The organism is Patulibacter sp. NPDC049589 (assembly GCF_040675535.1).
Lineage (GTDB): Bacteria > Actinomycetota > Thermoleophilia > Solirubrobacterales > Solirubrobacteraceae > Patulibacter.
On the sequence record NZ_JBFAPC010000043.1, the window covers coordinates 1 to 25,521 of the forward strand.

Here is a 25,521-nt window from a genome sequence, read left to right on the forward strand (position 1 = left end):
GCCTACGACCGCAAGCTCCACCAGGGGCTCCTGCGCAACCTCGTCGTCCGCGAGGGCACGCGCACGGGCGAGCTCCAGGTGCGGATCGTCACCTCAGCCGTCCCGGTCGGGCGGACGGTGCGCGTCGAGCTGCCGTCCGACGACGTCGAGGCGGTCGCGGCCGCCGAGCGCTTGGAGTCCGCCCCGGGTCTTGGTCCCGTGGTGCTCGTGGTGGCCGGCCCGTGGGGTCCGCCGTTCCTCGGGCCGATCGAGCGGGCGGGGCTCGTGCACGCCGACGGCGGGCCGGCCGCGCTCGAGGCCTGTGGCCGGACGCTCGCCCGGCACGACGTCGACGTCGTGCCGGTCCCGCGCGCGACGGGCCCCGTGGCGCGGGCGCTCCTGCGCGCCGGCTGGGTCGGGCGGTCGCAGCTCGCGGGTCGGGGGCGCGAGGAGGAGGGCCGGTCGCAGTCCGACGCCCGTGAACGCGGGGATCTCGGGTGGTCGTCGCTCACCGGTCGGGGCGGCCCGGAGGACGGCCAGTCGCTGGTCCTCGTCCTCGGGGTCCTGCTCGTGGCCCTGGTCCTCGCGGGCGTCCTGGGTGCGGTGGCGTCGGCCATGGGCGGGCGCGAGGAACGCCAGCGCGCGGTCGACGTCGCCGCCCTGGCGGCCGCCGACCGGATGCGCGCCGACTGGCCGGCGCGGGCAGGGCTCCCGTCGACCCTCGGGATCGACCGCTACCGCGACCGGGCGGTGGCCGCAGCGCGGAAGGCCGCCGCGGCCAACGGCGTGGCCGACGTCGCGGTGACGTTCCCGGACCCGGAGGCCGACGAGGCGGGACCCCTGACCGTGCGCGTCCGCGCGACGGCCACGGCCCGGGTCGCCGGCGTGGCGCTCTCGGCGGGCGCGGAGGCGACGGCGGAGCTCTCGCCGCCGGCGCTGCCGGTCGAGGCCGCCACGGGCGACGAGTACCGCGGGGCCCTGGCGCGCCGGGACGGAAAGCCCATGAGGCCCGATGTCGCCCTCGCCTACGACCGGATGAACGCCGCCGCCACGAAGGCCGGGCACCCGCTGTCGGTGACCAGCGGCTACCGCTCCAACGCGGAGCAGGCGCGCCTCTTCGCCGCCCATCCGGACCCGAAGTGGGTCGCCCGCCCGGGCACGAGCCTGCACCGCATGGGCACCGAGCTCGACCTCGGTCCTCCCGGCGCGTACGGGTGGCTGGCGGCCAACGCCGGGCGGTTCGGCTTCCTCAAGCGGTACAGCTGGGAACCCTGGCATTTCGGCTTCACCCGGGAGGCGGGCTCGGCCCACGTCGCCGAGCAGGGCCGCAATCCGGAGGCTCCTGCGCGCACCGGGGCACTGCCGCCCTGGACCCCCGAGCGGTACCGCCCGACGATCCTCGCCGCGAGCATCCGCTTCAAGGTCTCGGCCGCGCTGCTGGCGGCGCAGCTGAAGCAGGAGTCGGGGTTCGATCCGGGGGCGCGCTCGCCGGTTGGGGCACAGGGGATCGCGCAGTTCATGCCCGGGACGGCGCGCGCGGTGGGGCTGCGGGACCCGTTCGATCCCGACCAGGCGATCCCGGCGCAGGCGAAGCTCATGGCCGGCCTGCTGCGGCGGTTCGGGTCCGTCCAGCTGGCGCTCGCGGCGTACAACGCGGGGGAGGGCAACGTCGCGCCGTGTGGGTGCGTGCCGCCGTTCGCCGAGACCCGCCACTACGTCGCGACGATCATCGCGCTGATGCGCGGGTACGACCCGACGGGCGGGCTCGCGGACGTCTTCGCGATCCGGCTGGTGCGGTGATGCATCGCGTTGCCACGCCGTGGGGGCCGGAAACGCCGCGGACCGGGGCTGTCCGGGGTCCCGGCGTATCCTCGGGGGGATGGCTTCTCGCCCCACGGATGCGGACCGCAAGGAGCGGCTCACCACCCAGCGACGGGCGCTGCCGGACGGCCCGGGCGTCTACCTGTTCCGCGACCGCGGCGGCACGGTGATCTACGTCGGCAAGGCGATCTCGATCCGCAAGCGGGTCGCCAACCACTTCAACAACTCGGTGACGCGCGGCGCGGTCGAGATGGTCGACGTGATCGACGACATCGAGTTCGTCCTCGTGTCGAGCGAGACCGAGGCGCTGCTCGTCGAGAACGGCTTCATCAAGCAGTACCAGCCGCAGTTCAACATCCGGCTGCGCGACGACAAGTCCTACCCGTACATCTGCGTCACGCTCAGCGAGGACTACCCGCGGGTCTACTCGACGCGCGAGAAGCACCGCCCGGGCTACCGCTACTTCGGGCCGTACTCCAACGCCAAGCGCGTCCGCAACACGCTGGACCTGCTCGGGCGCCTGTTCCAGTACCGGACCTGCCGCGGGATCGAGCCCGGCCGGCGTTCCGGATCGCCGTGCCTCGATTACCACATCGAGCGTTGCACGGCCCCCTGTGTCGACTACGTCAGCAAGGCCGAGTACCGCGACTCGATCGACGGCGTCATGGCCTTCCTGGCGGGCCGGTACCGCGAGATCGAGACCGCGATCGAGACCCGGATGAAGGAGGCCGCGGCCGATCAGGACTACGAGCGCGCCGCCCGCGAGCGCGACCGCCTGCAGTCCGTCCGCTCGTTGCTCGAGCGCCAGCGCGTGACGAGCGAGAGCATCGGCTCGCTCGACGCGATCGCCGTCACGGTCGAGGGTGACGACGCCAACGCCCAGGTCTTCCAGGTCCGTGACGGCTCGCTCGTCGACCGCCAGTCGTTCTATCTGACGGGGGTGGCGGGGGAGGCTCTCGCGGCCCGCGCCGAGGCGCTGGAGGCCGCGGCACCCGGCGCGGGGTCCGTCGGCGTCGCCGGGGGCAGCGACGCCGACCCGGGCGCGACGGCGTCCGGGGAGACCGCCGCGTCCGCGGGGCCGGATCCCGTGCCCGAGGGCACGGCCACCGAGGCCGACCCGGCGTCGACCGCCGGGACCGACGGCGACCAGGACCCGGACGACCCCGACGCCGCGGACTTCGACGAGGAGGCGATCCCGTTCGACCCGGCCGTCCCCGGCAGCTTCACGGCGAAGATCGCCGCCGACGACGCGGTCGTCGCCGAGGTGCTCGAGCAGTTCCTGCTGCGCTACTACGCCGGTGCGGTCGTGCCGCCCGTGGTGCTCGTCCCCGACGCCGTCCGCGACCACGCGCCGCTCGCCGCGGCGCTGGCCGAGGTCCGGGGCCGCAAGGTCGACGTCATGACCCCGCAGCGGGGCGACCGGCGGCGGATCCTCGACATGGCGATGCGCAACGCCGAGCTCGCGCTGGGGCAGGAGCGGCTGCGGGCCGAGCGCAGCCGCGAGCAGCGCTCCGGCGCGCTCAGCGACCTGCAGACGGCGCTGGGCCTCGAGCGTCTGCCGATGCGGGTCGAGTGCTACGACATCTCGCACACGATGGGCACCGAGACGGTCGCGTCGATGGTCGTCCTCGAGGGCGGGATGCCGGCGAAGGAGCAGTACCGGCGCTTCGTCATCCGCGACCTCGAGGAGGGGGTCCCCGACGACTTCCGGTCGATGAACGAGGTGCTGCGGCGGAGGATGGCCCAGTGGACCGGCCAGCAGGAGAAGGGCCTCAACGAGCCGGGCCGCGACGCGTCGTTCGCGGCGCTGCCGGACATGATCGTGATCGACGGCGGCAAGGGCCAGCTGTCTGCCGGCATCGGCGCGCTCGAGACGTTCGTCGAGCGCGGCGTCGCGGTCGTGTCGCTCGCCAAGCGGATCGAGGAGGTCTTCCTGCCCGGGAAGAGCGTTCCGGTGATCCTCGGCCACGACACGCCGGGGCTGCAGATGCTCCAGCGCGCCCGCGACGAGGCCCACCGCTTCGCGATCACGCACCACCGCGGGCGGCGCGACAAGAAGCTCACGGCCTCCGTCCTGGACGACCTCCCGGGCGTCGGCCCGGCCCGCCGGAAGGCGCTGATCCAGCACTTCGGCTCGCCCGACGCGGTCATCAGCGCCAGCCGCGACGAGCTCGAGGCGACGCCGGGGCTGCCCGGCAAGCTGGCGCGCGAGATCTACGTCCAGCTCCACCGCGGCGGGTCCTGACCGGCGCCGCCGACGCCGTGGCGCGTGGCACCCGCACCGGTGTCGTCTCAACAAGCCGGCCAGTCGCCCACAGGTCGAGATCGACGTCCCGGCGCTTCGACCGGGTGCGTCGGCGGGCCTCACCGGGCGGTCAACCCCCGGGACCCCGCCCCGCCTCGTCCAGCCGGTCGTCGCCCCAGAGCAGCCGCCCGTCGGCCTCGAGCGTCGGGACGCCGAAGACGCCGCGCGCGTGGGCGGCATCCGTGGCGGTCCGCAGCGCGTCCTTCACACGCTGGGTGCCCGCGGCGTCCAACACGGCGTCGGCGTCGAGTCCCGCGTCCCCGCACGCCGCTCGCAGGACGTGGTCCCGCGAGAGGTCCTCGCCCGTGACGAACATCCGGCCGAACCCGGCCGCGAGCAGCGCGTCCCCGGCGTCCTCGCCGAGCTCGTAGCCGGCCGTGACGACGCGCATCGCCCGCAGGTAGTCGCCGGGCCACGGATCCGGCCAGCGGAGCGCCGGCAGGCCGTAGCGCGCCGCACGCGCCTCGATGTCGGCCATCCCGGCGCGCCGCCGCTCGACGTCGCCGAGGGCCCACGACGAGCGTCCCGTCAGGCGGAACAGGCCGCCGAGCAGCACGGGGCGGATCAGCGGCCGGGCCCCCAGCACCGCCTCCGCCCGGGCGACGGCGAGGTAGGCGAAGGGGGACCCGACGTCGACGTAGAGGAGGGGGCGCGTGCTCATACGTTCTGTATATCGTACGATCGTTCGATGAGCGAGGAGATGCGGGCGGCGACGAAGGCGACGCTCGCCGCCAACGTCCGTCGGCTGCGGGTCGCGTCGCGGGTCTCGATGTCCGAGCTCGCGCGGGCGACGAGCATCGGCAAGGCGACGCTGTCCGCGATCGAGCACGGCCGCGGCAACGCCACGATCGACACCGTGGTGGCGATCGCCGCGGCCCTTCGGGTCACGCCGGCGGACCTGCTCACCGCACCCGAGGGCGAGCCGACCGTCGTCACCCGGGCGCGAACGGGGGAGCCGGTGGCGGGGCCGCTCGGTCCGGGGTGGTTCCTCGACGGCGCCGACGTCGAGGGCGCGGTCGAGCTCTGGGACCTGCGGCTGGGCCCCGCGGAGCGGCGCGAGCTCCACCCGCTCCCGGCCGGGCGCCGGGCGTTGATCGTCACCGGCGGCCGGGTCCTCGCGGGACCGGCGCAGCAGCCCGTGGAGCTCGACACCGGCGACCACCTGTCGTGCGCCGCCGCGTCGTCGTTCGCGATCGAGGTCGTCTCCGACGGGGCCGACGTGGTCGTGGTCCTCCTGGGGGCGCGGTGACCGGCGACTGGGAGATCGCGCCGCTGCGCAGCGGCGACGAGGCGCTGGTCCGCTTCCTCGTCGCACGGCTCACGCCGCAGTCGCGGTACCGCCGCTTCCGATCGTCGTCTCCGATGCCCTCGGCGGAGGTCGTGTCGCACCTGGCCCGGCCGGACGGCTGGCACCACATCGCTCTCGTCGCGTACACGCCGGGCGTGCGCGAGCCGATCGGCCTGGGGGAGGTCTTCCGGGACGCCGCGTTCGACGACGGCGAGGCCGCGATCCTCGTCGTCGACGGCTGGCAGGGGCGCGGGGTGGGGGCGGCGCTCCTGGCGGGGCTCGTCGACGCCGGCCGAGGCGTCGGGCTCCGGCGGCTGCACGGGGAGTTCCTCGCCGAGCACCGCGCCGTCCGGCGGCTCCTCGTCCGCGGGACGGTGGGGACGCGGTTCATCCCGGACGCGGGGACCACGACCTTCGAGGCGGCGATCTAGACGGCGGCCCGGGCGAGCGGCAGCGCGCCGCGATCCGCCGGCCGCACCTCCCCGCCACGCCACGCCGTGACCCGCGGGCGGGACTGGATCGCGGCGCCCGGTGGTCGCCGTACGCCGGCGGGCCCGCACCGCCGCGGCTCCACGGGCGTCGCCGTCGACCCGACGGTCGTCCCGACCGTGACCGCGAGCCGTCGCCGGAGGGGTCTGCTCGTATAGCCTGGGCACCCTTCCCAGGTCTCCCGGCGCGCAGTGCGTCACGGGGGACCTGCGTCGTTTCCTGCATCGCACCCTCGACTGGACCAGAAGGACGGGCTTCATGACCGTACGCGTCGGCATCAACGGCTTCGGCCGCATCGGCCGCAACGTCTTCCGCGCCGCCAAGGCATCGGGCGCAGACATCGAGTTCGTGGCGGTCAACGACCTCACGGATCCGAAGACGCTCGCCCACCTCGTCAAGTACGACTCGCTGCTGGGGCCGTACCCGGGCACGGTCGAGGCGACCGCCGACGGCGTCCTCGTCGACGGCCAGGAGATCAAGATCTTCGCCGAGCGTGAGCCCGGCGACATCGACTGGGCGTCCGTCGGCGCGCAGGTCGTCATCGAGTCCACCGGCTTCTTCACGGACGCCGAGAAGGCCAAGGCCCACCTGGGCGGCGACGTCACCAAGGTCATCATCTCGGCGCCCGCCAAGAACGAGGACATCACCCTCGTGCTCGGCGTCAACGACGAGAAGTACGACAAGGACCAGCACCACATCATCTCCAACGCGTCGTGCACGACGAACTGCCTCGCGCCGTTCGCCAAGGCGATCAACGACGCGGTCGGCATCGAGCACGGCCTGATGACGACGATCCACGCGTACACGGGCGACCAGCGCCTGCTCGACGCGCCGCACAGCGACCTCCGCCGCGCCCGCGCCGCCGCGATCAACCTGATCCCGGCCTCCACCGGCGCCGCCAAGGCCGTCGGCCTCGTGCTGCCCGAGCTCAACGGCAAGCTCTCCGGCTTCGCCGTCCGCGCCCCCGTGCCGACCGGCTCGGTCGTCGACCTGACGATCCGCACCGCCAAGGACGTGACGGTCGAGGAGATCAACGCCGCCGTCAAGGCCGCCGCCGACGGTCCGATGAAGGGCATCCTCCGCTACACGGACGACCCGATCGTCTCCACCGACATCACGACGGACCCGCACTCGTCGATCTTCGACTCGCTGCTCACGCAGCAGATCGACGGCCGCCTCGTGAAGGTCGTCTCCTGGTACGACAACGAGTGGGGCTACAGCAACCGCGTCGTCGACCTCGTCGGCCGCGTCCTCTAGCCGACCGAGGCACCGCCGGGCCCGGCGCCGACAGCGGCGCCGGGCCCGACTCCTTCTCACCACCCTCCGACGAACGAGCACCGAGACCCCATGACGCCCGACGCCGCGACCACGCCCATCCGCACCCTGGAGGGCCTGGACGTCGGCGGCAAGCGCGTCTTCGTGCGGGTCGACTTCAACGTCCCGCTGTCCGGTCCGGCGCCCGCCGACTCGCCGGCGCCGGACGAGGTGATCACGGACGACACGCGCATCCGCGCCGCCGTCCCGACCATCCAGCGCCTCCTGGCCGAGGGCGCCGCGCTCGTCCTGGCCGCCCACCTGGGCCGGCCGAAGGGCGTCGACCCGGCGCTGTCGCTCGCGCCCGCCGCGGCTCGCCTGCAGCAGCTGCTCGGCGAGTCCGTCACGCTCGCGCCCGCCGTCGTCGGCGACGAGGTCACCGCGGCCGCTGCGGCGCTGGAGCCCGGCGTCGAGGGCAAGCGCGTCCTGATGCTCGAGAACGTGCGCTACGAGGCGGGCGAGACGAAGAACGACCCCGAGCTCGCGAAGGCCTACGCCGCGCTCTCCGACGGCGTCTTCGTCAACGACGCGTTCGGCGCCGCACACCGCGCGCACGCCTCCACCGAGGGCATCGCCCACCACGTCGCCGCGTCCGCCGCCGGCCTGCTGCTGCAGGGCGAGGTCGAGACCCTCGAGGGCATCCTCGAGAATCCGGGACGCCCGCTCGTCGCGATCGTCGGCGGCGCGAAGGTGACCGACAAGATCGGCGTCATCGACGCGTTCCTCGACCGCGCCGACACGGTCCTGATCGGCGGGGCCATGGCGTTCCCGTTCTTCAAGGCGCAGGGCCACAGCGTCGGCTCGTCGCTGTGCGAGGAGGCCGGCGTCGAGCCCGCGGCCCGCGCGCTGCGCGACGCCGAGGCCAAGGGCTGCCGCCTGCTGCTGCCGAGCGACCTGTCGCTCGGCCGGGAGTTCTCCGCGGACACCGAGCAGCAGGATCTCGACGGCGTCGACACGCCCGACGGCTGGATGGGCCTCGACGTCGGCCCGAAGACCGCGCAGGCGTACCGCGAGGAGATCCTCTCCGCCGGGTCCGTCTTCTGGAACGGCCCGATGGGCGCGTTCGAGCTGAAGCCGTTCGAGCCCGGCACCCGCACGGTCGCCGAGGCCGTGGCCGAGACGAAGGCGACCACGGTCGTCGGCGGCGGCGACTCCGCTGCGGCGCTGCAGCAGTTCGGCCTGGGCGACCAGGTCACCCACCTCTCCACGGGCGGCGGCGCGTCGCTCGAGCTGATCGAGGGCAAGACGCTCCCGGGCGTCGAGGTCCTCCGCGGCTAGACCGACCGTGGCGGGCCGGCGCCGCGCGCCTCCCGCTCCGCAACGGGTACCCGCACCTGCGGGAACCTGCGAAGACCGGGGTCATCACGACGGCCCCACCCGCGACCGGCCGACGGCCGCGCACCACACCCAGCACCGCCACCGCACCACCGAAACCACCGAGGTCCTCGATGTCCCGCACCCCGTTCGTCGCCGGCAACTGGAAGATGCACAAGACGATCGCCGAGGCCGAGGAGTTCATCACCGGCCTGCTGCCGCTGGCCGGCGCCGTCGACGACGTGCAGATCGCCGTCGTCGTCCCGTTCACCGCGATCCAGGCCGTCGTCGACTCGACGCGCGGCTCGTCGATCGAGGTCTACGCGCAGAACGTGCACGAGGCCGAGCAGGGCGCCTACACCGGCGAGATCTCGATCGCGATGCTCGACGAGCTCGAGGTCCACGGCGTCGTCGTCGGCCACTCCGAGCGCCGCCAGTACTTCAACGAGACCGACGCGGCCCTGCGTGCGAAGGTCCCGGCGATCCTCGCCGCCGGCCTGACGCCCATCCTCTGCTGCGGCGAGACCGACGCGCAGCGCGAGGGGAACGAGACCGAGGCCGTCCTGCGCACGCAGGTCGTCGAGGGCCTGGCCGACGTCGCCGACGAGGACCTCGCGAAGGTCACGATCGCGTACGAGCCGATCTGGGCCATCGGCACCGGCAAGGTCGCCACGCCCGAGCAGGCGCAGGAGACGTGCAAGTACGTCCGCTCGCTCGTCGCCGAGCGCTCCGCCGAGGCCGCCGAGGCCATCCGCATCCAGTACGGCGGCTCCGTCAAGCCCGGCAACGCCGCCGAGCTGCTGGCCCTGCCCGACGTCGACGGCGCGCTCGTCGGCGGCGCCGCGCTGGACCCGGAGTCCTTCGCCGGCATCATCGAGGGCGCCCGCGCATGAGCCCCGTGCCGTCGGTCGCCCTCGTCATCCTCGACGGCTTCGGGCTCGCGCCCGACGGCCCCGGGAACGCGGTCTCGATCGCGAAGACGCCGACGTTCGACGGCCTGTGGGAGCGCTACCCGCACGCGCAGCTGATCGCGTGCGGCCCCGCCGTCGGCCTGCCGGAGGGCCAGATGGGCAACTCCGAGGTCGGCCACATGAACCTCGGCGCCGGCGCCGTCGTCAAGCAGGACCTGATGCGGATCGACGAGGCCGTCGAGAACGGCACGATCGCCGAGACCGAGGCGATCGACCGTGCCCTGAAAGGGGATCCCGCCCGCCACCCCGCCGGCGACGCGGGGGCCTCGGGCCGCCGCGTCCACCTCGTCGGCCTCGTCTCCGACGGCGGCGTGCACTCCTCGATGGAGCACCTCCACACGCTGATCGACGCCGCCGTCGCCAAGGGCGCCGCGGACGTCGTCATCCACGCCTTCACCGACGGCCGCGACACGCTGCCCAAGGGCGGCGCCGCGTTCCTGCAGACCGTCCAGGACTGGGCCGACGCCGCGTCGACGGACGAGACGACGGTCCGCATCGGCACTGTCGTCGGCCGCTACTTCGCGATGGACCGCGACCAGCGCTGGGACCGCGTCCAGCAGGCGTACGACCTGCTCGTCCACGGCACCGCGTTCCACCACGCCGACACCGCCGTGCAGGCCGTGAAGGACGCCTACGACCGCGGCGAGACCGACGAGTTCGTGGCCGCCACGAGCGTCGGCGACGAGGCGACGATCCGCCCCGGCGACGCCGTGATCGTCACGAACTTCCGGCCCGACCGCGTCCGCGAGATCACCCGCGCGCTGGCCGAGCCGGGCTTCACCGACATCGACCGCGGCGAGGTCGAGGGCCATCCCGACGGCGAGCCGGTCGTCGCGGTCGGCGACTACGTCTGCATGACGACCTACAAGGCCGACTGGCCCTACCCGGTCGCCTTCCCGCCGCGCCTGCCCGAGGTCACGCTCGCGGACGTCATCGAGGCCGCCGGCGCGGCCCAGGTCCACGTGGCGGAGACCGAGAAGTACCCCCACGTCACCTACTTCTTCAACGGCGGCATCGAGGACGAGCACCGCCGCGAGTACCGCGACGTCGTCCCCAGCCCGCGCGACGTCGCCACGTACGACGAGAAGCCGCAGATGTCGGCGCGCGAGGCCGCCGACGCGTTCATCCGCCTGTGGGGCGAGAACGAGCCGCGCTTCGGGATCATCAACTTCGCCAACCCGGACATGGTCGGCCACACCGGCTCGATCCCCGCGGCGGTGACGGCGATCGAGTTCGTCGACGGCTGCTTGGCCGACGTCGTCAAGACCGTGACCGACAGCGGCGGCGTCCTGCTCGTCACCGCCGACCACGGCAACGCGGACCACATGCTCGAGCCGGACGGGTCGCCGAACACCGCGCACTCGCTGAACCCGGTGCCGTTCGTCGTCACCCGCGAGGGCCTGACGCTGCGTGACGAGGGCATCCTGGCCGACGTCGCGCCGACCGTCCTCGACCTGCTGGGCATCGACCAGCCGGAGGCGATGACCGGCCGCTCGATGATCGACGGCTGAGGGCGGGGCGACCGCGGCGCGCCCGCCGACCCTGGCGCGACGCCCGGCCGCGGTCCCGCAGCGTCGAGACCGTGTGTGGGGCGTCCGCCGCCGGGAGACCGGCGTCCGAGGACCGGTCCTCAGCGTCCCCGCCGAAGGTCGGCGCGGAGACGAACGACGTCGCCGCCGTGTTGGCGAGGTCGCCGGGTGGATCCGGCCGTGGCGGGCGCGGGGGACGCCGGATGGCGGCGCCCGGTCGCGGTCCCGTCGCGGCTCGGGACCCATCCGGTACCCCGGTCTGGTGGTCGAATGCGCTTGCTCTTGCAACAATGTCGGTATGTCTTCCCCGAAGACCGACCAGGCCATCCGGCTCCTCGACCCCCGCGAGCTCGCGGCGTGGCGGGGCCTCCTGCGCTCGTACGTCCTGCTGCAGCGCGACCTCGAGCAGAACCTGGAGGCCCGTCACGGCCTGCAGCACTCGACCTACGAGGTGCTCATGCACCTCTCGGACGCCCCCGACGGCCGGATGCGGCTCTCGGACCTGGCGAAGCTCGCGGTCCTCAGCCGCAGCGGCCTCACGCGACTGATCGACCGCCTGGAGAAGGACGGCCAGGTCGTCCGCGAGCGCTGCGCCACGGACGCCCGCGGCTACTTCGCCGTCCTCACCGCGGAGGGCCGCGAGCGCGTCACCGCCGCGCGCGGCGAGTACCTCGAGGAGGTCCGGGCCCGCTTCCACGACCTGATGACGCCCGAGGAGCAGGACGTCCTCGGCGACGTCTGGACGCGGATCCTCGAACGGCTCGAGCCGGGGCTCAAGCCGTAGCGGCGACCCGGGGCCCGGAGGTCGCGACGGCCGACCGGACGTCCGGTCGGCACAGGACGGTCCGCGGCGCGGGACGCCGGCCGGGCGGGGCCGCCTACGATGGCCCTGCGCATGCCGGACACCGACGAACGCCCGCCCTCGCTCGACGCCCCGCCGCGGCCCGCCGCCGAGCGGCCGAAGGAGGCCTTCCGGATCGTCGCCCGCGAGGAGCGCGGCGACCTGCGCGCCCGGGCCGGCGTCCTCACGACCGCGCACGGCGAGATCCGCACCCCCGGGTTCGTGCCGCTGGCGACGAAGGCGAGCGTCCGGGGGATGCTCCCGAGCGAGATCCGCGCGCTCGGCTTCGACATCGTCCTCGGCAACACGTTCCACCTGATGCTCGCGCCGGGGGACGAGCGGATCCGCCGCGCCGGCGGCCTGCACCGCTTCATGGGCTGGGACGGGCCGATCATCACGGACTCCGGCGGCTTCCAGGTCTTCTCGATGGGCCACGGCACCGTCGCCGACGAGATCAAGGGCCGCACCAGCGGCAAGGGTCTGCGCGGCCACGGCCGGATCGACGCGATCGAGGAGGAGGGCGTCCGCTTCCGCTCGCACCTCGACGGCTCGAAGCAGTTCCTCTCGCCCGAGCGGTCGATGGAGGTCCAGGCGAACCTCGGGACCGACCTCGCCGTCGTCTTCGACGAGTGCACGCCGTTCAACGTCGACCGCGAGTACACGGCGCGCTCGACGGAGCGCACGCACCGCTGGCTCGAACGCTGCCTGACGTTCCACGAGGAGCGGGCTCCGGGCTGGCAGCTCGTCTACGGCATCGTGCAGGGTGGCGTCTATCGGGACCTCCGCGTCGAGGCGACCGAGACGGTGGCCTCCTCGCGCGTCGACTGCGTCGCCATCGGCGGGTCGCTCGGCGAGCACAAGGACCAGATGAACGAGGTCGTCGGCTGGGCGACCGCGGCCCTGGGCGGGGCGCACGAGCGCAAGGCCCGGCACCTCCTCGGGATCGGCGAGATCGACGACCTGGTCCGGGGCGTCGAGCAGGGGATCGACACGTTCGACTGCGCGATGCCGACCCGGATCGGCCGGCACGGCATGGCCCTCGTGCCCGAGCCCGAGAAGCGCTGGCGCGTCGACCTCACGCAGGCCCGCTGGAAGGACAGCGACGAGCCGATCTGCGAGGGCTGCCCGTGCCCCGCCTGCGCGCACGGGTTCACCCGCGGCTACATCCGCTTCCTCATGCACACGCGCGAGCTGCTCGGCATGCGGCTGATCACCGAGCACAACCTCGCGTTCGTCTCCCGCGTGATGCAACGCCTGCGCCAGGCGATCATCGACGGCCGGCTGGCCGACGAGGCCGCCGCGATCCGGGGCGGGATCCTGCCCTAGGACGCCTACTTCGTGTTGTCGTCGATCAGCTTCTGGGCGCCGTCGATGATCTTGCCCGGCGTGTCGCCGCCGATCTGGCGCAGCCGCGGGGCGACCTCCTGCTGGAGGACGTAGTAGATCCCGCCGCCGACGATCGCGGCGAGGATCAGCAGGATGATCAGCGTGCGGGCCAGGCGCCCGAGGCAGCCGCCACCGCTGCGGCGGGCCTTCGGGGGCTTCTGGTCCTGCACCCACGCGCCGGGCTGCGCGACGCGGCCGGTCGGCTGCGTGCGCCGCGGCTCGCGCACGGTGCGCGCCGGGACGGCCGCGCGGTCCTGCGTCCCGGGCACGGCACGGCGCCCGGTGACCGGCTGCATCATCGTGCGGTCGGCCTCGTCCTCGTGCGGGTCGAAGTCGCGCTCGATGTCGTCGATCGCGCCGCGCGGCACGATCGCGGTGGCCCCGGTGAACGGCCCGGTGGGGGCGGACACGCGGGTGCGGTCCTCGTCGGTCGTCGGGCCGACGCCGGCGACGCCGTCGTCGAGCGCGCCGGCGTAGGCCTCGGCGCTCGAGTAGCGCATCTCGGGCTCGAGGCTGAGCGCGCGGTCGACGACGAGGCCGATCTCCGGCGGGACCTCGGCGTTCAGCTGGTCCAGGAGCGGCGGGGCCTCGCGCTGCTGCTTGAGCGCCAGCGCGGCCAGCGAGTCGGCCTCGTACGGCAGCCGCGCCGCGAGCATCTGGTAGGTGACGACGCCCAGCGCATAGATGTCGGCGGCGGGGCCGACGTCGCCGCCGGTGGCCTGCTCGGGCGCCAGGTAGCTGGCGGTGCCGACGACGGAGCCGATCTGCGTGATCGAGGACTCCTCGGCCATCGCCTTGGCGATGCCGAAGTCGGCGATCTTCACCGTGCCGTCCTCGGCCAGCAGGATGTTGCCGGGCTTGACGTCACGGTGGATGACGCCGTTGCGGTGCGCGTAGTCCAGCCCGCGCGCGGCCTGGCCGACGATCGAGATCGTCTCCGGGACCGAGAGGTAGCCGCGCTCGTGCAGGAGCTCCGCGCCGGACTGGCCGCGGACGGCCTCCATGACGATGAAGTAGCGGCCCGAGTCGTCGTCGAAGCCGAAGTCGAAGACCTGGACGATGTTGTTGTGGACCAGGCGCGCGGCCGACAGGGCCTCGCGGCGGAACCGCGACACGAACTGCCGGTCGTCGGCGAGGTGCTCGGCCAGCAGCTTGACCGCCACGTGGCGCTCGAGTCGGCGGTCGAACGCCAGGCGGACGGTCGACATGCCGCCGCTGCCGAGTCGGTCGCCCAGCTCGTAGCGGCCGGAGAGCAGGTCGGTGCTCACCCGGGACCCCGCCCGCGGAAGGAGTCCTCGGCCTGCTTGCGGGCGTCCTTGAGCTTCTGGCGGAGCTCCTTGACGGCGTCCTTGCCGTCCGGCACGGAGCGCTGGCCCGCGGCCGGGCCGTCCACGCCGGGGGTGACGCCGCCGGAGCCGTCGTCGTCGCCCGGGTCGGTCGGATCGGTCGGGTCGATGCCGCCGGTCGTCGTCGGGTCCGTCGGCTGCGTGTCCGGCGTCGTGGGCTCCAGCGGCGTGGTGTCGTCGGGCTCCGTCGTCGTCGTCGAGGGCTCGGTCGTGTCCGTCGTCGTGGTCGTCGGCGTCGCGGGCTGGGTCGTCGACGTCGGCTGGCTCGACGTCTCGTCGCAGTCGGAGTCGACGCGCGCGGAGAGGTCCTGGAACGCGGTCTTCAGGTTGTCCCGCAGGTCTGAGTCGACGCTCGTGGGCAGGGTGTCGACCTTCGCGGCGCCGGACTTCGCGGCGGTGCGGGCCTCGGAGCACTGACCGTCGTCGATGGCGGTGCGGACCCTGCTCAGGCTCGCCTGGAGCTCGGAGGCGCTGTCGCCGTCGAGCAGGCTGGAGCCACCGCACCCCGCGAGGACGACGGCGGCGCAGCTCAGCAGGAGGGGGACGGAACGGCGGGAACGCATCAGCGTGATGATCGGAGGAAGGCTACCGGCCGACGCTGAGGCGGTCCGCCAGCGAGGTCGGCAGGCCCGCGTCGCGGATCGCCTGGGCGGCGCCCTCGACGTCGTAGCGGACGCGGTGCCAGACCACGCGGCCGTCGTAGGGGTGGAGCTCCATCCATGCGGCGCGCGGGTCCTCGTCGCGCGGCTGGCCGACGCTGCCGGGGTTCAGGAGCCAGCGCTGCGCGCCGATCTGGGCCTCGTCGCCGTCCTGGCGGCGCTGGGGGACGACGGCGCGGCGGCCGTCGCGGGCGAAGGAGAGCGGGATGTGGCTGTGGCCGATCAGGGCGACCTGCTCCTCGAACGCGTCGAGCGAGCTCTCCGCCTGCTTGGCCGTCAGGACGTACTCCCAGACGGGGTGCAGCGGGCTGCCGTGTGCGAGCAGGAACGACTGGGCGACGCCCTCGGGGCGCAGCGACCCGAGCCACTCGCGGTGCTCCTTGGTCAGGTTCTCGCGCGTCCAGGCGGCCGACGTCGCGGCGTCGGGGCTGAACGACTCGGCCGACATCGCGCCGATCGCCGCGAGGTCGTGGTTGCCGGCCAGGCAGACCGACGCGAAGCCGCGCACCGCGGTGCAGCAGCCGTTGGGGTCCGCGCCGTAGCCGACGACGTCGCCGAGGCACCAGACCTCGTCGCAGCCGCGGTCGTCCGCGTCCGCGAGGACGGCGTCGAGCGCGTGGCGATTGCCGTGGATGTCGGAGATGACGGCGACGTGCATACTCGGGCGATGGCGTCGGTGCGGATCCTGGAGCGGTGCGGCGGCGGTGAGCCGGCGTACACGCGGGAGCGCGTGGCGGGTCGCGGTCGACCTGGACCGCGTCCCGTCCGGGATGGCGGACCGGATCCGCACATCGACGGCGAAGCGTACTCGACCCCCGGGTACCCTCGCCTCCCGCGCCGAGCCGCCCCCGACGGCGGGCCCGCGTGCGGGTGACGGTCGTGGCCGTGGGGCGCACGCGCGCGCCCTACGCCGACGATCTCGCGCACTACGAGAAGCTCCTCCGGCCGTACGTGAAGCTCGACCAGATCGAGCTGCGCGACGACGCGGACGCCGAGCAGGTCGCCCGCCGGATCCCCGAGCGCGCGCACTGCGTCCTCCTGGCGATCGACGCGCCGGCACGCGACAGCGTCGCCCAGGCGACCTGGCTGGAGGAGCGCCGGCAGAGCGGACGGGACCTCTGCTTCGTCCTCGGCGGCGCCGACGGCCTGGACCTCGACCGCGCCGACGAGCGCGTGTCGTTCGGCCCGATCACGCTGCCCCACCAGCTGGCCCGTGTGATCGTCCTGGAGCAGCTCTACCGGGCCCACCGGATCCTCCGCGGCGAGCCGTACCACCACTAGGGCGGGGTGCTCGACGCGGAACGGGTCCCCGGACGCCCGTCGGCCCTATCGTGTGTGGGGTGAGTTCGGCTTCTCCCCTCCAGCGCCTACGCACCGTCCTCGACGACGCCGTGCTGAACGTCACGGGCGGCGAGCGACCGACGTCCGCGCCGACCCTGGAGCGCCCCAAGCAGGCCGCCCACGGCGACTACGCGACCAACGCCGCGATGCTGCTGCCGAAGATCGTCGGCGCCGCGCCGCCGATGATCGCCGAGCGCCTGTCGGTCGCCCTGTCGGAGTACCTGGGCAGCGACCTCGAGGCGATCGACGTCGCGGGCCCCGGCTTCCTGAACCTGCGCCTGTCCGACGCCTGGCTCGTCGGCGCGCTGGCGGACGTCCTGGCGGCGGGCGACGCGTACGGCCGCGGCCTCGTGGCGCCCGACGCCGCCGAGGCGATCCACCTGGAGTTCGTCTCCAACAACCCGACCGGCCCGGTCCACATCGGCGGCGCCCGCGGCGCCGCGTTCGGGTCCGCGCTGGCGAACCTGCTGGCGTACCACGGCCACCGGGTCCACCGCGAGTACTACGTCAACGACCACGGCAACCAGGTCGAGCTGTTCGGGCGCTCGCTGCAGGCCCGCGCCCGCGGCGAGGAGCCGCCGGAGGACGGCTACCAGGGCGACTACGTCACCGACGTCGCGGCCCGCATCCCGGACGCCGCCACGCGCCCCGTCGAGGAGGTCGCCACCGAGGGCATCGCGCTGATGGTCGCCGGCCAGAAGGCGTCCCTGGAGGCCTTCCGCACGACCTTCGACCAGTGGTTCTCGGAGCGCTCGCTGCACGCGCCGCGCGGCGACGGCAACCCGACGCACCCGTCCGGCCCGGGGACGCCCGACGCCACGGCGAGCGGCGAGACCGCCGCCGACGGCGGGCCCGTGCCCGCACCGACCGGCCCGAGCGAAGTGCAGGAGGCGTTCGACGTCCTCGCCGCCCAGGGCCGCACGTACGAGCAGGACGGCGCGCTCTTCCTCAACACGACGGCGTCCGGCGACGACAAGGACCGCGTCCTGGTCCGCGCCGACGGTCGCCCGACGTACTTCGCGTCCGACGTCGCGTACCACCACGACAAGCGCGTCCGCGGCTACGACCGCGTCATCGACGTGCTCGGCGCCGACCACCACGGCTACGTGGCCCGCATCGAGGCGGCGTTCGAGGCCCTGGGCGGCGACCGCGACCAGATCGAGCTGCTGATCACGCAGTTCGTCAACCTCTTCGAGCACGGCGAGCGCGCGAAGATGAGCAAGCGCGCCGGCGAGTTCGTGGCGCTGGACGACCTCGTCGCGGACATCGGGGTCGACGCGGCCCGCTGGTACCTGCTGGCCCGCTCGCACGACACGACGATCGACCTGGACCTCGCCGACGCCCGCGAGCAGTCGGCCGAGAACCCCGTCTACTACGTGCAGTATGCGCACGCCCGCATCCGCTCGATCCTGGCGCGCGCCGAGGCGGGGGAGACCACCACGGTCGACCCCGGCGACGGCGCGATCGCCCCCAGCGAGCGCGAGCTCGTCCTGGCCCTCCTGGCCTGGCCGGACGAGGTCGCCGAGGCCGCGGACCGCCGCGCCCCGCACCGCCTCGCCACCTACGCGCTGTCGCTGGCCCGCGGCTACTCGGCCTTCTACCGCGACTGCCCGGTCCTCGCGGCCGGCCTGCCGGACGACGTCCGCGCGCGCCGCCTGGACGTCTGCCGCGCGACGGCGACGGTCCTGGCGTCGGCGCTGAGCATCCTGGGCGTGGACGCGCCGGAGCGGATGGACCGCGAGGACGCGCCGGTCGAGGGGTAGGGGCTCGGGGGCGGCGGCGGGAGGTAGCCAGGCGGTCCGGGGCGGGGCCGCGGACCGCTCGAGTCGGTACCTCCGCGGTACGCAACTCGATTGGCGACCGATGGCGGGCCGGCCCCGGCTGGGCAGCATCGAGTTCTGTACCTCGGGGGTACGCAAGTCGACGCGGTCGACGCGTCGGCCCGGCCGGCATCGACTTCTGCACCTCAGAGGTACGCAACCCGAAGCGGCTGCTGCGTCGGCGGGGCCGACCAGGACGACGGCCCGGCCAGCACCGCCTTCGGTACCTCAGCGGTACGCAACCCGACGCGCGGACGGAGGCGGATCCGGCCCGCGCGGCCACCGCGCGCCCCCGGCCGGCCGGCCGGGTCAGCGCTCGAGCGCCCGCACGACCCCGTCGAGCCCCAGCGCGTTGAGCACGTCGCGCGCCGGGTCGACGAGGCGGGTCATCTCGTGGTTGGCGACGAGCCAGCCGATGCCGATCAGGAGGACGCCACCGACCGCCGTGATCACCGTGTAGTGGTTGCGGACGACGCGGGCGGCATTCGTCACGCGCTCCAGGGCCAGCGCGGCGCCCATGAACGGCACCGCCAACCCGAGCCCGTAGGCGAGCAGCAGGAACGCCCCGCCGCCGGTGCCGCTCTGGGTCGCCGCGGCGGTCAGGATCGCGCCGAGGATCGGGCCCGCGCACGGGGTCCAGGCGACGGCGAAGGCCATCCCGGCGATCATCGGCCCGCCGGTGCCGGCCTTGCGCATCAGCGTCTCGGACTGGAACGTGCGGTTCAGCAGGGGCACGAACGGCGAGGCGAGGAAGACGACGCCCATCCCGATCAGGAGGACGCCGGCGACGACGTCCAGCGTGTTGCGGCTGCCCTTCAGCGGTGCGCCGAGGCCCTGGGCGAAGAGCCCCAGGACGACGAACACGAGGATGAAGCTCATGCAGAAGATCGCGGCCGGCCCGAGGATCGCGCCGGTCCGGCGGTCCTCCTTCGTGCGGATGCTCTCGCCGCCGGTCAGCACCGACAGGTAGCCCGGCACGAGCGGCAGGACGCACGGCGACGCGAACGACAGCAGGCCGGCCGCGAACGCCGCGAAGACGGTCGGGTTGGCCTCGGCGAGGGGCGCGAGGATCATGCGTACCGCTCGAGGTCGGTGTCGAGCCGGCGCCGGTCGTCGGCGGTCATCCCGGGCGTCGTCGACTCGAGGTCGGGATCGGCGTCGAGGTCGTCGGAGGGTCCGCCGTCCTCCTCGGTCGCGGCCGAGCGACGCCACCTGCGGACGAGGAAGAACAGCAGGCCGGCGCCGAACAGCGCGGCGGCGACGGGCAGGGCGATCCGCGCGACGCGCAGGCCCTCCTCGGGCGGGTCGATGAGGACCTGGTTGCCGTAGATCTGGACCATCGCGTCGATGGCCTCCTGCTTCGTCGCCCCGGAGGCGACGAGCCGCTCGATCTGCGCCCGCTCGCGCTCCGCCTGGACGGCGCTGCTCTGGGTCAGCGGCGTCTTGCAGGTGACGCACATGAGCTCGGCCTCGACGGCCTGCAGCGTGGTGCGCGGCGTGGCGGCGTCGACCGGCGACACGAACGAGAGGAGGAGCAGCAAGAGGACGGCGAGGACGGCGGGGCGGGCCCACCACGACGGGCGGACCGTGACGACGCCTGGCGCGCTGGGCGTCGAGACGGCGTCGGTGCCGGGGGCGCCTCCGGGTGCGCCGGGCGCTGCGGCGTCGGAGCCGGCGGTGGGGGGCGTCGCGGCGTCCGGCGCCGGGGTGGGGTCCGGGCCGCTCACCGCGTCAGCGCCTTCGCCGGGACGCCGGCGCGCTGCAGCGCGCCGTCCATGAACTTCTGGTCGATGGCGGTGCGCGCGATCGCGTGGATGCGGCCGCGGCGGTCGATGACGAACGTCTCGGGCATCTGGCTCGCGCCGTACTCCTGCGACATCTTCGAGCCCGGGTCCTCGAACGACGGGTAAGTCAGCTGGTGCTCCTTCTCGAACGCCCGGCTGTCGGCGGGTGCGTCGACGTGGGTGACGCCGAGGACCGTCCCGACGCCGGCCGCCTGCAGCTTCTTGTGGTACCGCTCGAGCAGCGGGGCCTCGTCCTTGCAGGGGGTGCACCAGGAGCCCCAGAAGTTCAGGACGACCACCTGCCCGCGGTAGTCCGCGAGGGTCTTCTTCGCCCCGCCGGCCAGCGGCGACAGGGCCTTGTCCGATCCGGGCGCCACGACCGGCGTCCCGTCCTCGACCTGTGCGTCGAGCCGCTGCTCGTTCTTCTGGTCGCTCGGGCTGCGCGTGAGCGCGAACGCAAGGACGGCCACCAGGGCGACGGCGAGGATCCCGAGCAACGCGGGAACGGCGGAGCGACGCATCGCCCCGGAACGGTACGCCCTCGCGCGCGAAGGGGTCGTCCACGCCACGCACCCGCCCGACCGCCCCGCGCCGCCACGCTCCCCCCGAGCGCGGTATCGTGGCCGAGCGTGCGGCAGTAGCTCAGTTGGTAGAGCATCAGCTTCCCAAGCTGAGGGTCGCGAGTTCGAATCTCGTCTGCCGCTCCTCAGGACGCCCCGTCACAACGGGGCGTTCGTCGTTCCGGGACGGAGATCGGCATCCCTCAGAAGTTCCGTCCTAACGCAACGTCCTAACGAACGAGGCTCGGGGTCAACGGTTGGGTCGCCGTCCTCGCGAGACATCGAGGGGAGCGCCTCGGCAACGAATCTGCGTCTCGCGTCATCGGCGTATGGTTCGGAACAGTGGGCGCCCGAGCTTGGAAGAGACGGTCTACGGCATGGCGACCCGTGCCCTCGACCACCAGGAACGGCGAGTCCCAGACCTCAGAACTCGAACGAGCGCTCTGCTCGCAGCGGCGTCCTTGACCGCATCGTTCTTGGGCGGTGTCGCGATTCGAGAGGACGGGCTGAGCGTGTTCGCGATTCTGGCCCTCGCCGCGCTCGTCCTCACCGCAGGGTTCGCGCTCGCCGTCCTATGGCCGGCGCAGTTGCTCTTCGCCATCGACCCCGAAGAGATGTACGCCGAGCTCTACGACGATCGAGACGATCCGGCGGTCTACCTGCGGCGTGCGGCGAACGCACTCCGAGAAGCTCATGCCGAGAACCTCGCGAAGCTCGACCTGCGCGACCTGTGGTTCCGGATCAGCGCGATTCTCCTCGGGGCACAGACCCTCTTGTGGGCCCTTGCGCTCGCGGTATCCTGAGCTATGGCCGATTCCGCCCCCAGGCCCACGCCGCGACCTGGACCCCCGCCGGTGAAGCCCGTTCCTCTGACGGTCTTCATCCCCGAGAATCGTGGTCAGTCGTCTGGGACGCAGTCGAAGTAGCGTCCGGACGGCTTCGAGTCACGCGGCCTTCGGTTCCTCCGTTGCGGCTCGCTTGTCCGCCGAACGGGCGGTAGACCTCGACCCCGTGGTACGCGAGGGGCACGCGATGTTGGGGTTTCTCGCATGGACCGAGGGCGATCTCGACGACGCGATCGCCCACTATGCCCGGGCGTGGGCTCTCGACACGACTGACCCGGACATCGCCGTCGACTACGCGTCCTTGCTCCAGCAGACCGGGGCGGAGCACGAGGTCTCGGCCGTCCTCCGGCGGGTTCCCGACGGCGCGTGGGGCGCCGACCCGGATGCGGCAGCGCGCGCGGAGGATCTCGCGGCGGCATGAATAGCCCAGCCGGGACTCCGGCGACCAGCAGGGCCACCCGCGTGCCCGTAATCCTGCTCGCGACCACGCTCATGGTTGCGGGCATGTGGGTCTCGAAGACCCTCCAGCCATTGTGGTTCGCGCAAGAAGGCCACCTCCGTAATTTCGGCTTGTCGACGACGGCGATGGCTATCGCCGGACTTTCGGCGTTCTGGAGCCACAAGATCGTGGCGGGGCGTTCGGTCGGGGGCGTCCTGACCGCAAGCTGCTTGGCCTACGCCACCGGATTGGCGCTGCGGGTCTTCGTCAACAGTGCCCTCGTGGCGATCGCCTCCGGCCTCATTGCCGGACTCGGCGCCAGCATGTTCCTCGCGGCCGTTCGCATCGACGTGGCCCGTCAACCGACCGAACAACGCCTGGCGTCGGTAAGCGCCCGCGAGGCGGCAATCCAGGTCGGGACAGTCATCGGGACACTCCTGGCCGCCGGTCTCGCAGCAGTCGTGGGTCGGTCGCTCTGGATTGGATTGCTCGTTGCTCCGACGCTCCTCATCGCGGCAGCCGTCGTCGGACGTCGCGTTGGACGTCCTGCTGATTCCGCTCCGCCCCCGCCCGAGGAGGTCCAGCAGTCCAGCGGCCCGATGTCGGGGCGATCGCGCGTGGTGGGCGTCTGGGCGCTCCGGGGGTTTGCGGCGTCTCTGGTTATTCCGTACCTTCCTCTGCTCCTTGAAGACCGGGGGGTCGCACGGTCTGCCATCGGTGTAGTGCTGGCCGCCGCCGCCGTCGGGCGCCTGTTCGCGCTTCGCCTTGTCCCTCTGCTCGATCGTCACCTCGGCACCCGCCGCTCGGCCGTCGTCAGCGAGCTGCTGCTGGCGCTCCTGACACTTGCACTGGTGCCAGCCGTCGGAGCCACGGTGGTGATTGCCGCCGTCCTGCTGAGGTTCGCCGTCACGACCTTCACGACGGTCGTCCAAGACCTGGTGCTCTTCTCGATGGCTTCACCGATTGCATTGGTTGGCACAGCGCAGGCTGCGTTCCTCATCGGCGACGCGGCGGCCGGTCTCGTGGCCCCCGGCCTCTGGCTCGGTGGAGGCGAGGGTGCTCTGCTGATCGCTGTCGGGCTGCTTTTCGTCACCGCCATCTGCAACACCACAGCGATCCTCCCGCAGGCCAGGGAGCGTGAGCCGGCCCCGGCCTGAGGCTCCCAGACGCCAGGGCTCGACAGAAGGGGCGCGCCGACCCATCGAGGTCATGGAGAGGCGAAGACGTCGTGGTCGCCGATGCGCTGCCACCGAATGCCCTGCGTCCCGTCGATCGTGGCCCACTCCCAGGTCGCCCGACCGTCCGGATAGTCCATGCTCCAAGGAAGTTCCCAGACGCCCTCGGCGCCCTTCACGGGCTTGACCCGCATGCCGTTCGGCCACGGAGACGGTTCGCCAGCCGCCGCGCGTTCGGCCGCAGCGTTGAACCGGGGGATGAGCCTGCGGAACGTCGCCTGGTGCTGCTTCGAGAGCCGCTTGTCGTCGCGGTCGAACGCCGGGGTGGTCTGGAACGTCACTCGTCCGCGAGGGCATCGAGGTGCGCGGCGAAGTCGTCGGCGGAGTCGTGCGTCGTGAGCTCGCCGGCGGCGACGTGGGCATCGACCTCGCGACGAAGACGGAAGCCATCCATCGAGGATCAGCTCGGCTTTCCCAGCTCCACGGCCGCCGGATGGACGTGGACATCGGCCGACACCCAGGTGCGGGTCGTCTGAGGCCGGCCGGCCGACCTCGTCGCCGCCCGCCCCCCCCGCGTCTTCGCCCGGTCTCCTACAGCGCCATCCCGCCCGACGCCTCGATCCGCTGCCCGGTCACCCAGCGCGAGCGGCTCGCGAAGAGGCCCGCGATCGCGGTGCCGATGTCGTCGGCCACCGCGACGCGGCCGAAGGGCGAGATTGCCGCGATGGCCGCGTTGATCTCCGGGGTGTCGCGGACCGCGCCGCCCCGGAAGTCCGTCGCGACCGCGCCCGGGGCGACGGTGTTGACCGTGATGCCGCGGCCGCCGAGCTCGACCGCGAGGTAGCGGGTCAGGACCTCGACGCCGCCCTTGACGACCGCGTAGGCGGAGGAGCCGGCGTGCGAGACACGGGCCAGGCCGCTCGAGACGTTGACGATGCTCGCGCCGTCGTTGATCAGGGGGAGCAGACCCTGGGTCAGGAAGTAGACGCCCTTGAGGTGGACGTCGACCATCGCGTCGAACTGCGCCTCGGTGGTCTCGGCGAACGGCTGCTGGAGGCCCGTGCCGGCGTTGTTGACGAGGAGGTCGATGCCCTCGCGGTCCAGGCCGGCCAGGACGTCCTTCAGGTCGGCGGTCCAGGCGGCGAAGCCCGCGACGACGCTCGTGTCGAGCCGCAGCGCGCGGCCGGTGGCGCCGAGGGCCTCGGTCTCGGCGACGACCTCGCGGGCCTCGGCCTCGTTGGTGCGGTAGGTGACGATCACGTCGACGCCGTCCCGGGCGAGCTCGATGGCGGTGCTGCGGCCGATGCCGCGGTTGCCGCCGGTGATGAGGGCGATGGGTGCAGTGGTCATGGACGACACCGTGCTCCTCCGCGGTCCGCGGCGGTAGAGGAGCGTGGAACCAGGGACTGCCGATCCCTGGCTCCCGCGACGGCGCGGGTGCATCATGGATCCGTGGACCGCGCCGAGCTCGCCGACTTCCTGCGTCGCCGCCGCGCGGTGCTGCAGCCCGAGGACGTCGGCCTGCACCCGGGCCCGCGCCGCCGGACGCCCGGCCTGCGACGCGAGGACGTGGCCGCGCTCGCCGGGATGTCGACCGACTACTACGCGCGGCTGGAGCAGCAGCGCGGGCCGCAGCCGTCCGAGAGCATGCTCGCCGCCATCGCGCGCGGCCTCCGCCTGACGCAGGACGAGCGCGACCACCTCTTCCGGCTCGCCGGGCACACCGCGCCGCCGAGCCACCGCCGCAGCACCCACGTGAGCCCTACGCTGCTGCACGTGCTCGACCGGCTCGACACGCCCGCCCAGGTCGTCGACGACCTGGGCCGCACGCTCGCCCAGAACCCGATGGCCGTCGCGCTCAACGGCGACCACTCGCGGCTGACCGGGCACGCCCGGAGCATCTGCTTCCGGTGGTTCACCGACCCGGCGGAGCGCGCGGGGTACCCGGAGGAGGACCGCGACCACCACGCCCGCGTGTTCGTCGCCGGGCTGCGCGCGGCGGCGGCGCGCACCCCGGAGGACCCGGAGGTCCGCGAGCTCGTCGACGCGCTGCACCGGCAGAGCCCCGAGTTCACCGTGATCTGGGACGAGCACGACGTCTCCGTCCGGATGAACCCCGCGAAGCGCAAGATCCACCCGACGGTCGGCCCGATCACGCTCGACTGCCAGCAACTGGCGTGCGAGGGCGACGGACAGTACCTGCTCGTGTACGCCGCCATCCCCGGCAGCGAGGACCGCGACAAGCTCGATCTGCTGCGCGTGATCGGCGACCAGCGGTTCACGCCGGCCGGAGCCTGAGGGCCGGGCGCGTCGCG

General features: G+C 73.3%; 25 protein-coding genes and 1 tRNA gene. 17 read left to right on the forward strand and 9 right to left on the reverse strand.

All coding sequences use genetic code 11. The features are described 5' to 3' along the window. On the forward strand, positions 1-1,779 hold a 1,779-nt coding region (locus AB0L40_RS10340; protein WP_364353148.1), incomplete at its 5' end, for a transglycosylase SLT domain-containing protein. A 79-nt stretch (positions 1,780-1,858) separates the two neighbouring features. Next, entirely contained in the window at positions 1,859-4,045 is a 2,187-nt protein-coding gene (uvrC, locus tag AB0L40_RS10345; protein ID WP_364353151.1) for an excinuclease ABC subunit UvrC, read from the forward strand. A gap of 130 nt (positions 4,046-4,175) precedes the next feature. Here the strand turns inward: uvrC and AB0L40_RS10350 are convergent, their stop codons facing one another. Continuing rightward, a complete protein-coding gene (locus AB0L40_RS10350; protein WP_364353154.1) occupies positions 4,176-4,766 on the reverse strand; it encodes a DsbA family protein in 591 nt (196 codons plus the stop codon). 27 nt (positions 4,767-4,793) lie between these two features. On the opposite strand from AB0L40_RS10350, the gene AB0L40_RS10355 reads away from it, so the two are divergent. The 8 genes from AB0L40_RS10355 to tgt all read left to right on the forward strand — a co-directional run bounded on the left by AB0L40_RS10355 (position 4,794) and on the right by tgt (position 13,177). After that, positions 4,794-5,354, forward strand: coding sequence for a helix-turn-helix transcriptional regulator (locus AB0L40_RS10355; RefSeq protein WP_364353157.1), 561 nt, complete (start codon positions 4,794-4,796; stop codon positions 5,352-5,354). Continuing rightward, positions 5,351-5,824 (forward strand): GNAT family N-acetyltransferase, encoded by a 474-nt coding sequence (locus AB0L40_RS10360; protein WP_364353160.1) that lies wholly within the window; start codon positions 5,351-5,353, stop codon positions 5,822-5,824. Before AB0L40_RS10355 ends, AB0L40_RS10360 begins: the two co-directional genes overlap by 4 nt. Before the next feature lie 316 nt (positions 5,825-6,140). After that, positions 6,141-7,139, forward strand: a complete 999-nt coding sequence (gap, locus tag AB0L40_RS10365) for a type I glyceraldehyde-3-phosphate dehydrogenase (RefSeq protein WP_364353163.1) — start codon at positions 6,141-6,143, stop codon at positions 7,137-7,139. 90 nt (positions 7,140-7,229) lie between these two features. Further along, on the forward strand, positions 7,230-8,474 hold the full coding sequence (locus AB0L40_RS10370) for a phosphoglycerate kinase (protein ID WP_364353166.1): 1,245 nt from the start codon (positions 7,230-7,232) through the stop codon (positions 8,472-8,474). Between the two features lie 170 nt (positions 8,475-8,644). Then, positions 8,645-9,403 carry a triose-phosphate isomerase gene (gene tpiA / locus AB0L40_RS10375; RefSeq protein WP_364353169.1) on the forward strand — a complete coding sequence of 253 codons (759 nt, stop codon included), beginning with the start codon at positions 8,645-8,647 and terminating at the stop codon, positions 9,401-9,403. Next, positions 9,400-10,992, forward strand: a complete 1,593-nt coding sequence (gene gpmI / locus AB0L40_RS10380) for a 2,3-bisphosphoglycerate-independent phosphoglycerate mutase (protein WP_364353172.1) — start codon at positions 9,400-9,402, stop codon at positions 10,990-10,992. Before tpiA ends, gpmI begins: the two co-directional genes overlap by 4 nt. 316 nt (positions 10,993-11,308) lie before the next feature. Continuing rightward, a complete protein-coding gene (locus AB0L40_RS10385; RefSeq protein ID WP_364353175.1) occupies positions 11,309-11,794 on the forward strand; it encodes a MarR family transcriptional regulator in 486 nt (161 codons plus the stop codon). A 111-nt stretch (positions 11,795-11,905) separates the two neighbouring features. Continuing rightward, positions 11,906-13,177 carry a tRNA guanosine(34) transglycosylase Tgt gene (gene tgt / locus AB0L40_RS10390; protein ID WP_364353178.1) on the forward strand — a complete coding sequence of 424 codons (1,272 nt, stop codon included), beginning with the start codon at positions 11,906-11,908 and terminating at the stop codon, positions 13,175-13,177. 5 nt (positions 13,178-13,182) lie between these two features. Here the strand turns inward: tgt and AB0L40_RS10395 are convergent, their stop codons facing one another. Genes AB0L40_RS10395 through AB0L40_RS10405 form a run of 3 tightly spaced genes read right to left on the reverse strand, consistent with a single transcriptional unit; the run spans position 13,183 to position 15,900 of the window. Continuing rightward, entirely contained in the window at positions 13,183-14,505 is a 1,323-nt protein-coding gene (locus AB0L40_RS10395; RefSeq protein ID WP_364353181.1) for a protein kinase, read from the reverse strand. Beyond that, on the reverse strand, positions 14,502-15,146 hold the full coding sequence (locus AB0L40_RS10400; RefSeq protein WP_364353184.1) for a hypothetical protein: 645 nt from the start codon (positions 15,144-15,146) through the stop codon (positions 14,502-14,504). Before AB0L40_RS10400 ends, AB0L40_RS10395 begins: the two co-directional genes overlap by 4 nt. Positions 15,147-15,168: 22 nt before the next feature. Continuing rightward, positions 15,169-15,900, reverse strand: coding sequence for a metallophosphoesterase family protein (locus tag AB0L40_RS10405; protein ID WP_364353187.1), 732 nt, complete (start codon positions 15,898-15,900; stop codon positions 15,169-15,171). Between the two features lie 212 nt (positions 15,901-16,112). Here AB0L40_RS10405 and AB0L40_RS10410 point away from each other — a divergent pair, with 212 nt between their 5' ends. Together AB0L40_RS10410 and AB0L40_RS10415 are read left to right on the forward strand one after the other, a co-directional pair. Continuing rightward, the gene (locus AB0L40_RS10410; RefSeq protein WP_364353254.1) at positions 16,113-16,523 is read left to right on the forward strand and encodes a 23S rRNA (pseudouridine(1915)-N(3))-methyltransferase RlmH; all 411 of its coding nucleotides are present in this window, start codon (positions 16,113-16,115) and stop codon (positions 16,521-16,523) included. 59 nt (positions 16,524-16,582) lie between these two features. Then, entirely contained in the window at positions 16,583-18,346 is a 1,764-nt protein-coding gene (locus AB0L40_RS10415; RefSeq protein ID WP_364353190.1) for an arginine--tRNA ligase, read from the forward strand. A gap of 366 nt (positions 18,347-18,712) precedes the next feature. Here the strand turns inward: AB0L40_RS10415 and AB0L40_RS10420 are convergent, their stop codons facing one another. The 3 genes from AB0L40_RS10420 to AB0L40_RS10430 are packed head-to-tail and all read right to left on the reverse strand — an operon-like array spanning position 18,713 to position 20,708. After that, entirely contained in the window at positions 18,713-19,477 is a 765-nt protein-coding gene (locus tag AB0L40_RS10420) for a cytochrome c biogenesis protein CcdA (RefSeq protein ID WP_364353193.1), read from the reverse strand. Then, entirely contained in the window at positions 19,474-20,130 is a 657-nt protein-coding gene (locus AB0L40_RS10425; RefSeq protein ID WP_364353196.1) for a cytochrome c-type biogenesis protein CcmH, read from the reverse strand. The genes AB0L40_RS10420 and AB0L40_RS10425 overlap by 4 nt, the downstream gene beginning before the upstream one ends. Further along, on the reverse strand, positions 20,127-20,708 hold the full coding sequence (locus tag AB0L40_RS10430) for a TlpA disulfide reductase family protein (RefSeq protein WP_364353199.1): 582 nt from the start codon (positions 20,706-20,708) through the stop codon (positions 20,127-20,129). The genes AB0L40_RS10425 and AB0L40_RS10430 overlap by 4 nt, the downstream gene beginning before the upstream one ends. A gap of 110 nt (positions 20,709-20,818) precedes the next feature. Here AB0L40_RS10430 and AB0L40_RS10435 point away from each other — a divergent pair. The 4 genes from AB0L40_RS10435 to AB0L40_RS10450 all read left to right on the forward strand — a co-directional run bounded on the left by AB0L40_RS10435 (position 20,819) and on the right by AB0L40_RS10450 (position 23,188). Then, a tRNA-Gly gene (locus tag AB0L40_RS10435) sits at positions 20,819-20,891 on the forward strand. 233 nt (positions 20,892-21,124) lie between these two features. Further along, positions 21,125-21,550, forward strand: coding sequence for a hypothetical protein (locus AB0L40_RS10440; RefSeq protein WP_364353202.1), 426 nt, complete (start codon positions 21,125-21,127; stop codon positions 21,548-21,550). Between the two features lie 175 nt (positions 21,551-21,725). After that, positions 21,726-22,013: a tetratricopeptide repeat protein gene (locus tag AB0L40_RS10445; RefSeq protein ID WP_364353205.1), complete on the forward strand. Its 288-nt coding sequence runs from the start codon at positions 21,726-21,728 to the stop codon at positions 22,011-22,013. 41 nt (positions 22,014-22,054) lie between these two features. After that, a complete protein-coding gene (locus AB0L40_RS10450) occupies positions 22,055-23,188 on the forward strand; it encodes an MFS transporter (protein WP_364353208.1) in 1,134 nt (377 codons plus the stop codon). Between the two features lie 50 nt (positions 23,189-23,238). On the opposite strand, the gene AB0L40_RS10455 is transcribed toward AB0L40_RS10450, so the two are convergent. After that, positions 23,239-23,547 carry a hypothetical protein gene (locus AB0L40_RS10455; RefSeq protein ID WP_364353211.1) on the reverse strand — a complete coding sequence of 103 codons (309 nt, stop codon included), beginning with the start codon at positions 23,545-23,547 and terminating at the stop codon, positions 23,239-23,241. Positions 23,548-23,797: 250 nt separating this feature from the next. After that, entirely contained in the window at positions 23,798-24,556 is a 759-nt protein-coding gene (locus AB0L40_RS10460; protein WP_364353214.1) for an SDR family oxidoreductase, read from the reverse strand. A gap of 102 nt (positions 24,557-24,658) precedes the next feature. Between AB0L40_RS10460 and AB0L40_RS10465 the strand changes: the two genes are divergently transcribed. Next, a complete protein-coding gene (locus AB0L40_RS10465) occupies positions 24,659-25,504 on the forward strand; it encodes a helix-turn-helix transcriptional regulator (protein WP_364353216.1) in 846 nt (281 codons plus the stop codon). Positions 25,505-25,521 lie beyond the last annotated feature (17 nt).